This is a genomic window from Cellvibrio sp. PSBB023 (assembly GCF_002007605.1).
Taxonomy (GTDB): Bacteria; Pseudomonadota; Gammaproteobacteria; order Pseudomonadales; family Cellvibrionaceae; genus Cellvibrio.
Window position 1 is genome coordinate 2,044,215 of the sequence record NZ_CP019799.1, and the last position, 12,684, is coordinate 2,056,898.

Here is a 12,684-nt window from a genome sequence, read left to right on the forward strand (position 1 = left end):
CCCCAAATCTTAAGCACTCTTCTTAATCAATATTCACTGTCAGTGAATCCAAAACCACACCTGCATCGACCATCCAGATCTTAATATTCTGTATCCCCGGCGCTGTAATTTCATGTTCGGAAATTCCAATAGCGGCGGCCCTCAAAGTATTCACATTCCACGCTTCTGAGTACTCATTTGCATGAATATCAACAATGCGAGGCTTGTCTCCGTTTAACGATATTGCATAACGCAAGCCAGAATGTTCAGACGTAATTTTGTGTGTCGGTAAACACTGGGTATGAATTTTCACCTGACCGGTGCTGAATGAATAAAAACTATACGTCAGCGAAGGGCTATCTTCAGCCAGACGAACCAAATCAATACTCGCGGCTGTGACAGGCTGGATAGTCATGCCGTCACCGGTTGCGGTTGCCCGATTAACACGGTGCCAACCAGTACCGTTGTTAAGATCATGGTGCGCTATGTAGTCAACCGCGGCAATTTTGACTTCACTGTTATTTTCTACCGCGCTTGGCAGTGCCGCTACATCAAGCCCTTCTGGATTAAACACCCTTAGATCAACTCTTCGCTCCGTGCCTGCACCTGCAAGGGTAATAAATCCGGCAACAGCATCTCCGTAAGGTGCCTGCTGCCAATCAATACTCACTACGATACGAGCATCTCCACTGGCGCTAGCCTGACTCAACAGTATCCATGGAGCACTGGGTTTGGCTGTCCATTTCAAATCACCTGCACCTTGATTAAAAATATCGATAAAAAATTTGGAATTGGCAGGGCGATTAAAGATAGGAAGCACCCCTACCGCATTCACGCCGAGAGGATCGACAGCGCCTTCAACCACTACACCAAGGTTTGCTTGCGGCAGCGGTGTGTAATCACCTACCTCTGGCATCACCCAAGCACGTTGGGTGTCATGGGCCCAAGTGGGCAGTTGCGATAACGGCATGGGATTAGCCATATAATTCCATTTTCCATCAGCATTTTTTTCGTTGTAAAAACGCACCTCTTCAAGTAATGCTTTTTGGGCAGAATGTGCCTGCGCGGCAAGTGATGCTGTGGCAGCACGCTGTTGATGCGCCCAAAGGCGGCTACGCTCTGCCAGTAAAACCTTGTGGTTGATCAGGGAGGAAGCGCGAACGGCGTAAAGCACCATTTCGTAAAATGCCGGCTTGTGTGAATCGGGAAGCTGTTTATAAATAGCATCGGCAGATTCGGTTAAGGCTGCGAAAGTATCCAAGCGCTGCTGTGCTTCATCCCCTTTAGCGACAAGGCTAAAACCACTGTCGATTAAATCGAGTTGTTCCGGGCGTTTTTTAATATTCAGGCTGAGGTAATTTTCAAGCACATCCGCAATGGCATCAGCGTGCTCAGCGCCGAATGTGTAGGCTGCCCACTGCGTGAGATAAATTCTTTGATCAAAGTTTCGGAAGGCCTCCGGGTTGCGCGCAAGGCGCATAAAAAAGTCAGTGCCAATTTCGTAAGGCTTGATGTCACCAACATTGACGATCCAGATTTTATTCGCGTTAAAGTCCCACGCCTTTATCATTTCTGACTGTGTCATTCCCAAGGGTGTAGTGTAAAACCACAAATAACTGCGGGGGACACCCCAATATTGCAAGTGGTAGTAAACACCCGATCCACCGGAGCGCGCATTCTCGACAGGCGTAGAAAGCTGACGGATGTAACCGTGATTATCATCAGGCCAAACAATGGTGACATCATCCGGCAAGGTTAGGCCAGACTGGTATTGAACCAATGTTTCTTTGTACGGGATAAAAATTTGTGGGATCCCGGCAGGATCCACATGTAAATGATCAGCAATCATCTGGCGCTGATCTGGAATAATCGCATGCTGGATTTTTGCCGCTTTTTCTTCATTGGTTGTTTCCTCAGGAGCCATCATTCCTTCATCACGGCGCCCACGCATGCCAATGGTATAAATATTTTCATAGCTGGCCGATTCTTTTACACGATTCTCCCAGAACTTATAAATACGCTCGCGATTGTTCCAGTAATCGTATGGGCCGTGAACAGCTTCGTCGTATTCATGGCTATTTGTCAGCATAGGCTCGTGATGGGAAGTACTGATAACAATCGCATAGTTATCTGCAACGATTTTATTCTCGGGAATCTCATAGAAAGGTGTACTCTTCACCGGAAATTCATGCATCGCTGGCCAAATGACATTGCCATGGAGGCGCAGTAGTAACTCAAATATGGTGGCGTAGGTTTTGGAACCAATATTTCCGACTTCTGGCTCAAATGTGTTTGCAGCCCAGGGCTGTATGCCCCAATCCTCATCGTTAATAAAAATTCCGCGATATTTAACCCCGGGTGATTGCTGGGTATGGCTGCCAGCAATATAGAGCGCGTCTTTTTTCGCAACAGGTACATCACCCCAAAAATGCCAAGGGGAGATGCCTATGGATTCAGATAAACCAAACACACCAAAAGCGGTTCCGCGTCGATCACTGCCGACGATGATGAGACCTTGTTCTACATCGGGCAGAGGGTTACTTACCACAGCGGCAACATAGGCCTCCCATTTACCTCGAATGGCAGACACATCAATCTTGCCGGCTTTAACCAAATCATCAATCAGTGAACTCTGACCGAGAGTTCCAATCAAAATAGCGCGAGGTACGTGCGGTGTTCCCGTGCTTACCTCAGGTAGGAGACCTGTCACACGCTGAATATCATCGCGCAATGCCTCTGCGGCAAGCTGTACAACTTTGGCGTCCTCCATACTGTAATAAATAGCGGCAACATGGCTTTCAGCAGCAAGTATCATGGCCTCGTCTATTGGCGATTCTGATACAGGCATAAACGGTGGTGCGAAATAATTTGGTTGACTGGAAATTGCCGGATTCATTCCGTCGTAGGGCTTCCATACGCTGCCCATACTGCGTGGAGGCTCTACGTCATCCCGCCCAATTGTTGTCAGAACCAATACTGCCGCCACAACAACCAGCACAGAAACTACCATGATCTTTCTTATTGGATAACTCATACGCATCAATTCCCAACTATCTTGTATACAAGTATTTCAGACAATCTAGATTAGGGCTTGATAGTGCAGAAATCAACTCCAGAGAACCTCTGCTTGGCAATACTCAAGAAAGAAGCCATATCGGCAAGTCAACACAACGAATTAAAAACACATTTTCCTTTACATTCAATGAGTTATATTGTTCACTTTTAAACAATATAAACGCAACTGAACTTTTTGGAGACATTTACACCCAAGCCTCACGCGGTTTAAGGCCGCCACAATGATAGACAGGAGAATGACTGCCTTATGAAAGAACTTATGCAAAACCTGCTGACGCAGCTTGGTATGGGCGATAACGACTATATTTACGCATCAGCGGTGATAATACTGATTGTGCTGATATCACTTATTATCCACTGGCTATTTCACAAGGTTGTGATGGGGTTTTTACGGAAAAACGCCAACAACTCCGAGCAGCAATGGAAGCATTCACTGTATAAAAATAAACTGTTTCCTCGTATCGCGTTAACCTTGCAAGGCATTATTATTTTTGTGCAAGCGCGACTCTGGCTGAATGCCGATGATAACGCGTTACCTGTTATTGAAGTGATAACCCACTTATGGATTTTGTTGTATGGTTTGTTGTCAGTGTACTCGTTGCTGGATACGCTGGAGGACATTTCCAATAATAGCCCAACCGGCAAGCGCCTTCCCTTACGCGGTATTTTTCAAAGCATTAAATTAATTGGCGCTACGGTTGCTATTATTTTTGCGATTGCGTTATTGATTGGTAAATCCCCCGTTATTTTATTTAGTGGTTTGGGGGCCATGACGGCAATTTTATTATTGGTCTTTAAAGATCCAATTCTTGGTTTGGTGGCGGGCATTCAGTTGTCCGCCAATAAAATGCTGGCCGTAGGCGATTGGCTTGAAATGCCAAAATATGGCGCCGATGGCGATGTGGTTGACATTAACCTTACCACCGTAAAAATTCGCAACTGGGATAAAACCATTACCACGGTTCCTACCTACGCATTGATTTCTGATTCATTTAAAAACTGGCGCGGCATGACCGAATCCGGCGGACGCCGTATTAAGCGCGCCATTAATATTGATACTACCAGTGTTCATTTCCTGACAGACGCCGATATTAATCGCCTGCGGAAAGCGCAATTATTGAGTAGTTATATTGAAAACAAGTTAACCGAAATTGCTGCCTACAATGCCGAACACAAAGTGGATGCCAGTTCCGCCGCCAATGGCCGCCGCCTGACAAACCTTGGCACGCTGCGCGCCTACCTTGAAGCCTATTTAAAAGCGAGCCCGCACATCCACAAGGAAATGACCTGTATGGTGCGCCAGTTGCATCCGGGGGCAGAAGGTATCCCACTGGAGATTTATGCGTTTACCAATACCACCGCGTGGGCAGCTTATGAAAATATCCAGGCCGATATTTTTGACCATATTTTTGCGGTGTTGCCTGAATTTGGTTTGCGGGTGTATCAGTCACCAACCGGTTATGACATGCAACAACTCGGCAGCACACTTAACAACCCACGCGTAACTGCCGAGTCACCAACATCATAAACTTTTAATATATTCCACCAGCGCCCAACGCTCTTCGTCGCTCAATGCTGTGCCATATTCATGGCCAGTATTGGCGTTGCCGGGGAGCCGTGTATCAAACAAACTGGTATTGGGCGCTGCGCTGGATAGGCTTCCTACTTTTTGAGTATCCAACTCAATATTCCCCACATAAAACTGCTGTGGTCGCTGTGCTGCAGGCAATAATAAATCGTAAATGGTAGGCACCGAGCCATTATGCAAATAAGGGGATGATGCCCAAATGCCGTTAATAGAACGCGCCTTGTAGCTATCCACTGTGGGCACAGCAGCAGAATGGTTGTCCTGATATTCACTGACAATTGCTTTGAGAGTCTGCCAGGGGCTATTTAATAATGCTCCCATCGCCGCATGTTTTACCAATTCAAGTGAGCCAGCATCTGCCGCGAATTTTTTTCCAATCAGCACCATACTGCGCTCACCTTCCAGAATACCGGTTTTCACTTTGCGCTGACTGAAATTGCTCGCCATTAATGGATCGGTTCCCACTTCAGCTACGGGCGTTAGTACGGCATTGAGCTTACGTTTTTTATCTGTTGTATCCACATGGGTATGACACTCTACACAATGCTGATCGTAGAGTGCTTTGCCCGCTGCCAATTTTCCTGCATCTAAAGGGCCTACTATGTCCTGCGGCCAGGGCGGCGCGGTCAGTTGATAAAACGCATTTTGAATATCAGCCAAGTGATGAATGCGAATAGACGATGAATAGGTTAAATGCTCTTTTTTGATACTGATCGTGCCGTAAACCGCAAGCGCAGTAATCGCATTTTGAAACAGCGGCCCGGGTTCTTTATTCGGTGCTGAAGCATTCCATTGCACCAGATCCAAATGAGAGGCATCCCAGAGTACGGGGTAACTGGTGGGCGCATTCGGCGAATAAATATTTTCCGGCATATTCAATGCTTCAACGGCAATTGCATTAAAAATTTGCCCAAATGCATCCAGTCGCCCATAGCCATAAGGCACATCGGTCTTGTTAATCGCTAAGCGCTGTTGCAATTGCGCTAATCGTTCTTGCAACAACACCTGCAGTGATTGGGTCGTTAACGAAGGCGTTGTACTGTTTGTGGAAATAATGCCACCGGCAGATTGCGCGGTATGCACACGCGTATAAAAACGCGCAAATTTTTCAGTATCGGCAAGTGTTGCAGACAGTGCAGCAACCAGTGCAAATTCAAAACCACTGAAATCAATTAGCGCTTGCCCACCATCAATTTGAATACGCTGGCCATTGACCATGACTTGTCCTGTATGGCACGCCGCACAGGTCATACCGACATAATCGCCCTGGTGCTTATCGGTATCGCGCACTATGCCAATGGGCAGGCCATCCGGGTTGTACTCATCAGCAGGTGCGCTGATAAAACCCAGGGCCGCCATATGTGCGGAATCGCGAAATAATGTGGTGTTATCGGCTTGTTCCAGCGCGAGAAACCAATCGTAGGGAATAATGCGGGAACCAAAAGAAGTGAAGGATATTTTCTGGCGGGTTTGGTGATCCCAGCCTTGGGGTAAATAATGCATATGCTGTCGCTCTGGCGACACATTATGTGTCTGTGCGGCACTGGCACATGTCACCAGCAGCAGGGTTCCAAACCCCATACCGCGCCATAGTTTATTTGCACCAATCAGAGTTGTTTTGTTTTTTTTACTGTGTTTTTTCATGCTGCATCCTCAACATTTTTATTACTACTCCACACCTGAAGTAGTAGCACACTTTAAAAAAACGATTCCCTCCACTGTTAATGCCTTACCAGTCTCCTTCTATTACATCGGATAACCGTGATTACAGCCATGAATTACGATTACCCGATGTTTGATAATTTGCCAAGCCATTCACTAACCATAGATCAATTAACAGCAGATCAACTGACTCTATATCAACTAATCATGCATTGATTAACTGTGCAGTAAACAACAGTACCTTAACGTCGCCCTCCCAATAGCGAACCGAGAATACCGCGCACAATCTGTCGGCCAAGGTTACTACCAATAGCACGCGCCGCACTTTTCGCCAAGGCTTCTGCGGCGGATTCACGTCGGTTACTGGCGCGCTGCGCTTGCTGTTGCGCTTTTTCCTGCTCGCGCTGCCAGCGTTCTTGCTGTTTCTGCTGCTCTTTGGCAAGGCGTTCTTGCTCGATGCGCTGTTGCGTCTGTAATTTTTCTTGCTGCGTCACCTGTGCTTGCTGATTTACGCGCTGCTTTAAAATTTCATAGGCAGATTCACGGTCAATCACTTGATTGTAAATCGCTTTGTAGGGCGATCGCGCCATGACTTCAGCGCGCTCTTCCGGTGTTAGTGGGCCAATACGCGATGCCGGTGGTGCAACCATCACCCGCTCAACGGGTGTGGGCGAGCCTTTTTCATCCAATACCGATACCAAGGCCTCACCTATACCCAATTCAGTAATCACCGCTTCTGTAGAAAAAGCCGGATTAGGGCGAAAGGTTTGCGCCGCAATTTTTACCGCTTGTTGGTCTTTGGGGGTATAAGCGCGCAGTGCATGCTGGATGCGATTGCCCAACTGCCCCAAGACGCTGTCGGGAATGTCGGCCGGACTTTGGGAGATGAAATAAATTCCCACACCTTTGGAGCGAATCAACCGAACCACCTGTTCAATTTTATCCACTAATAATTTTGGTGCACCGTTAAATAATAAATGCGCCTCATCAAAGAAAAACACCAACTTGGGTTTATCGGCATCGCCTTGCTCCGGTAAGTTTTCAAACAACTCCGAAATTAACCACAGCAAAAAAATGGCATAGAGTTTTGGCTGATTCACTAATTTGGTGGCATCCAGAATATTAATCACACCAGTGCCTTCCAGTGTTACCTGCATGAGATGGTTTAAATCCAGAGCAGGCTCACCAAAGAAATGATCAGCACCTTCCTGTTCCAACATCATCAACCTGCGCTGAATAGCGGCAATACTGGCTTCACTCAAACCACCGTATTCGTCTTCCAGGTTCTTGCGTTCGTCCTTCATCCAATTCAACATGGCTTGCAGGTCTTTTAAATCCAACAGCAACATGCCCTGGTCGTCGGCAATTTTAAAGGCTGCATAAAGCACGCCAGTTTGGGTTTCATTCAAATCAAAAAAATTGGCGAGCAGCAATGGGCCAAAATCGGAAATAGTAGCGCGTACCGGGTGCCCTTGCTGCGCATATAAATCCCAAAACACGCAGGGAAATAATCGCTGCTGATAATCGCTAATGCCCATGAGCTGTACACGCTCATCTACTTTAGGGTGAGGTTTTCCCGCTTTGGCAAGGCCAGACAGGTCACCTTTAATATCCGCCATAAAAACCGGTACGCCTGCTTTGGCAAAACCTTCGGCCAACACCTGCAAGCTCACTGTTTTACCCGTACCGGTTGCACCGGCAATTAACCCGTGACGATTTGCCATGCGCAAATTTAAATGGACTGACTGGGTGCCATTGCCACCAATAAGATAGTGTTGAGTCATAAGCTCTCCATAACAATAAGCAAAATAATTTTACCGCTGCTGCGCATAAAGTTTGCGCAATTGGTGTTTGGGTGTTTTGGTTAATTGATGCATAAATCCGAAGGATAATTGCGTAAATCCCTGTTGCGCACGCAGTTCATCCAGCAAGCGCAACCATAAGTGCGCAGTCACTTCAGCATCCGCCAATGCCCGGTGGTAGATGCCTTCTGTCGGTAAGTTTTTGTAGGATGCCAAGGTCGCCAACTGATGATTGGGCGCATCGTGGAAAATACGTCGCGAGGCCAATAAACTACAGGCGATACCGCCACTGAATGTTTTTTTGATCCGTTTAAATTCTGCCCGCAGGAAACGCTCATCAAAACTGGCGTTGTGGGCAACCAGATTGCGCCCGGAAATAAACTCGTAAAAATCAGCCATCACCTGTGCATTGCTACGCGACTCCTTCGCCATAGCGTTGGTGATACCGGTGAGATTTTCGATAAACAGTGGAATGCGAATCCCTGGATTCATAAGCTGTTGGAAACGATCGGTGATTCTTCCGTTTTCAATCAATACCGCACCAATTTCAATGGCACGATCACCCATATCCGGCGATAGACCGGTTGTTTCAAAGTCAAATACCACCAAACTATCGGCAGGGTAACGATGGAGTTCCAGTAGCATCATGAAAGAATCCGAACATTAATACAGTAGCACTGCACCAAAAAAGACAAACAAAAAAGGGATGCACTCACAGAGCGCATCCCTTATTAATTGCTGCGCAAATCTGGCAGCTTCACGGTTAATCCGGCAACGTAATATTCAACTCCAACACAGAGCAATTGTCGGAGTTGTCGAGGTTGACCGTAACCTGGTCAGATTCGATATGAATATATTTGCGAATCACCGCAATAATTTCCTGCTGCATTTGCGGCAGGAAATCCGGTTGGTTTAAGTTGCGCTTGGTGCGCTCATGCGCCACGATAATTTGCAATCGTTCCTTTGCCACAGATGCCGATGAGGGCGCGCGCTTCTTGCGCAGATAATCAAAAATACTCACGGTTTATACCCCCAGCAAACGCTTAAGGAAACTTTTCTTTTCAGCTTCAAGGAAACGGTGCGGAATATCTTTACCCAATAAACGATCAACAGCATCGTTATAGGCTTGTCCCGCTTGGGTTGCATCGTCAAGGATAACTGGCGCACCCTGGTTAGAGGCTTTTAATACTGCCTCTGATTCAGGAATAACACCCAGCAGTGGAATGGCCAGGATTTCTTCCACGTCATTTACACTGAGCATTTCGCCGGCTTCTACCCGCACAGGGTTGTAGCGAGTCAACAACAAATGCTCTTTGATCGGCTCCAGATTTTGCTCGGCGCGACGGGATTTGCTCTGCAAAATACCGAGGATACGATCCGAGTCGCGCACCGAAGACACTTCCGGGTTGGTAACCACAATGGCGATATCTGCAAAATACAATGCCATCAATGCGCCCTGTTCAATACCGGCAGGTGAATCGCACACAATGAATTCAAAATCTTTGGAGAGTTCATTGATAACGACTTCTACGCCTTCGCGAGTAAGTGCATCTTTATCGCGGGTTTGCGACGCGGGCAGAATATATAAACCTTCTGTACGCTTGTCTTTGATTAATGCCTGATTCAAGGTGGACTCACCTTTCACGACATTAACAAAGTCGTACACAACACGGCGTTCGCAGCCCATGATTAAATCGAGGTTACGCAAACCCACATCGAAATCGATAACCACGGTTTTGTGGCCGCGCATCGCCAAGCCAGTGCTGATTGCTGCGCTGGAGGTGGTTTTTCCCACTCCGCCTTTACCTGATGTAACAACGATAATTTTGGCCAAGGGAGGCTCCTTAAATGACAAATCTGGGTAAAAAATACAAACCTGAATAGGTAATTGATAGGCAATCAATCCCCTATCCGCTAATTACTCACCAGTGCTTCGACAACGACTTTTTCGCCTTTCAGCGATACCTGCACAGGCTTTTTCAATAATTCCGGGGGCAGTGAATCCTGCAGTACAAAATTGCCTGCCACCGAGACTAATTCAGCCTCCATTTGCTGGCAGAAAATACGTGCACTTTCATCGCCTTTTACCCCGGCAAGGGCGCGACCACGCAGGGTGCCGTAAACATGGATATGACCATCGGCCAACACTTCGGCGCCTTCACTGACTTGCGCCAGTACAATAAGGTCTGCGCCTTCTGCGTAAATTTGCTGGCCTGAACGCACCGGACGTGTGATCACTTTGCTTTGACGTTGCACCAATCGCTCTTCAATAACGGTTTCTACAACCGTTTCCACAACGCGCTCGATAACCGTTTCTACCGAGGTCGCCGTTTCCTGTTTAGGAAGCTTGAGTGCACGTTCGCTAGGGGTTGGCAGTATGGCCAAGCCCGTCTTGTTAACTGCCGCTAACAATACCTCAGGTACGCCGCTAAAACCTAGTGGTTGTAAATCCAGTTCGCGGCAAATCGTCAGCAAATCCGCTATTTTTTTCAGGCTTTCAGGGTTTTCAAGGCGATCCAGATTGATCAATACCGGAGAGTTCACAAAGAACTGGGGCGCCTGGGTGATTTTCTCTTTCAGTTCGTCCACCAAACTCTTGGGTTCGTAGCGAATAATCGCCAATACCACCACGGTAATGGCACTACCTTTTAGCTGGAAATTCACATCGATCATGCGTGGCTCTCGGGTCTGGGGGCGGTGCTGCAGTTTGCATTGCAGAGGTGCGCCATTATCGGGGCGCATGTTGATTAGTCAAGCAAGATACGTAGCCAATAAAGCACAATCCAATCGCCGTGCTACCTGCTTGATAGTTCAGCCAGCGTTAAGCCCCACGCGCCTATAAATGAACCATGAGCGCCAATCCGCCCTCCAAGGGGCGACTATTGTGAAAATGCGTGATAACAGTGAGAACCACCATGACCTATCAGCTACTGCAACGCCCCGGAAAACTTGCGTTAACACTCAGCCTGCTGTTGCCGTTATTGGTGGGCTGCACGACGAGCCAAGCGGTGGAAACACCGGCCTATCGCGGGGCCGCAACCCAGTCGAGCTTCAGCTCAGCCCAGTTGGATTCCCTGCTGGCGCCAATCGCCCTCTACCCGGATACAGTTTTATCCCACGTACTAATTGCTTCTACCTACCCCCTGGAAGTGGTGGAGGCTGACCGCTGGGCGCGTAACAACACCCGCTACAAAGGTGATGATGCCGTCAATGCCGTGGACGGACGGGACTGGGACCCCAGTGTTAAAGCACTGGTCGCCTTTCCCGATATTTTAAAGCGCATGAGCGATGATCTGGATTGGACCCAACAATTGGGCGACGCTTTCCTCGCCGATGAAGAGCGGGTGATGGACAGTATCCAAAACCTGCGCAATCGCGCCTATGACTCCGGCAATCTGGACAAGGTGGAGCATGTGCGGGTAATCCGCGAAGAGCGAACCATTGTGATTGAGCCCTCGGTTGAGCGGGTGGTTTATGTGCCCGCCTACGATACCCGTGTGGTCTATGGCAGTTGGTGGTGGCCAGACTACCCACCAGTGTATTGGCACTACCCCAGCAGCTATGTGTTTGTATCCGGCTTTTATTGGGGTCCACGGGTTTACCTTGGTCCGCGCTTTTATTTCAGCGCAGTACACTGGCATCAACGCCGGGTCGTAGTGGTTGATCACCACCATCATCACCGTTTTTACGACAGCCGCAGCGTAGTGCGCTATCAAAATGCCCGTCATTGGCACCATAACCCGGTACACAGACGGGGCGTAGCCTATTACGACAATAACACTCGCGAGCGTTTCAATAGCCCGCGGGAAAGCTATCGCGATACCCGTGAATATCGCAGCAATCTGCGCGATGGCAACCAGATCGCCCCTAACCGTGCACGGGATCAACGTCAGGGCCGCGATGCGCAATTCCAACAACAACTGGAACGCCGTCAGGCAGGCCCCATGGGCGGCAATGATGCCAGGGCACGCATCTACGGTAATGATGAGCAGCGCAACCAGCCGCGCGCCGACCAGTTGCGTGAACGAATGACAGAGCGCCGCGAACAATTCAACACCACACCCAATCGGGGTGATGATCAACGGGCGCGCAACCCGCAACCGGAGCGCCAGGAGCGGCTCATTGAACGACGCGAAAGTCGCCCGGAAACATCCATTAACAGAACCCAGCAGCCGGAGTATCGCGCCCAACCCGGTGTACAGTCTACGCAAGAGCGGCAACGTATTTACCGCACCGAGCAACCAAACCGGCAGCAAGACATTAACAGTAACCGTGTTGAGCGGATTCAATCACCGCGCGCGCAACCTATTGAGCGCAGCCAACCGCGCTTTCAAAACAACGAACGCCGCGATACACCACGGGTAGAACGCAGTGGTGGCGATAACCGCGCCAGTATGCGCGGCGAGCGCGAACGTTAATCGCCTTGAAGATGGCGCCTGCACAGGGCGCCATCGCACTACTCCCGTCTCACCTATCTTCTTCTGCATTTACCTGTGCAAGCACTTCGCCAGCTTTTATACTACTGCAACATTGTTGAACCACACTGGCTTCACCTCACGTACAACAGAGCGTTTCACC

At 48.6% G+C, this 12,684-nt stretch carries 9 protein-coding genes; 2 read left to right on the top strand and 7 right to left on the bottom strand.

Annotation, left to right across the window (positions count from 1 at the left end):
* Positions 1–22 precede the first annotated feature (22 nt).
* Entirely contained in the window at positions 23–2,989 is a 2,967-nt protein-coding gene (locus B0D95_RS09060; protein ID WP_168172429.1) for a glycosyl hydrolase 115 family protein, read from the bottom strand.
* A gap of 312 nt (positions 2,990–3,301) precedes the next feature.
* Here B0D95_RS09060 and B0D95_RS09065 point away from each other — a divergent pair, with 312 nt between their 5' ends.
* Positions 3,302–4,582, top strand: a complete 1,281-nt coding sequence (locus tag B0D95_RS09065) for a mechanosensitive ion channel family protein (protein ID WP_078043603.1) — start codon at positions 3,302–3,304, stop codon at positions 4,580–4,582.
* On the opposite strand, the gene B0D95_RS09070 is transcribed toward B0D95_RS09065, so the two are convergent.
* The 6 genes from B0D95_RS09070 to minC form a co-directional block, all read right to left on the bottom strand.
* Positions 4,577–6,286 carry a di-heme-cytochrome C peroxidase gene (locus tag B0D95_RS09070; protein ID WP_149867890.1) on the bottom strand — a complete coding sequence of 570 codons (1,710 nt, stop codon included), beginning with the start codon at positions 6,284–6,286 and terminating at the stop codon, positions 4,577–4,579. The two genes, B0D95_RS09065 and B0D95_RS09070, sit on opposite strands and share 6 nt — an antisense overlap.
* A gap of 260 nt (positions 6,287–6,546) precedes the next feature.
* Positions 6,547–8,088, bottom strand: a complete 1,542-nt coding sequence (locus B0D95_RS09075) for a helicase HerA-like domain-containing protein (RefSeq protein WP_078043604.1) — start codon at positions 8,086–8,088, stop codon at positions 6,547–6,549.
* Between the two features lie 30 nt (positions 8,089–8,118).
* Entirely contained in the window at positions 8,119–8,754 is a 636-nt protein-coding gene (locus B0D95_RS09080) for a PolC-type DNA polymerase III (protein ID WP_078043605.1), read from the bottom strand.
* A 115-nt stretch (positions 8,755–8,869) separates the two neighbouring features.
* Positions 8,870–9,127, bottom strand: coding sequence for a cell division topological specificity factor MinE (gene minE, locus B0D95_RS09085; protein WP_078043606.1), 258 nt, complete (start codon positions 9,125–9,127; stop codon positions 8,870–8,872).
* Positions 9,128–9,130: 3 nt separating this feature from the next.
* Complete coding sequence (gene minD / locus B0D95_RS09090; protein ID WP_078045686.1) at positions 9,131–9,940, bottom strand: septum site-determining protein MinD; 810 nt, start codon at positions 9,938–9,940, stop codon at positions 9,131–9,133.
* 80 nt (positions 9,941–10,020) lie between these two features.
* Positions 10,021–10,779, bottom strand: a complete 759-nt coding sequence (gene minC, locus B0D95_RS09095) for a septum site-determining protein MinC (protein WP_078043607.1) — start codon at positions 10,777–10,779, stop codon at positions 10,021–10,023.
* 242 nt (positions 10,780–11,021) lie between these two features.
* On the opposite strand from minC, the gene B0D95_RS09100 reads away from it, so the two are divergent.
* A complete protein-coding gene (locus B0D95_RS09100) occupies positions 11,022–12,524 on the top strand; it encodes a DUF3300 domain-containing protein (protein WP_078043608.1) in 1,503 nt (500 codons plus the stop codon).
* The last annotated feature ends 160 nt before the right edge of the window (positions 12,525–12,684 follow it).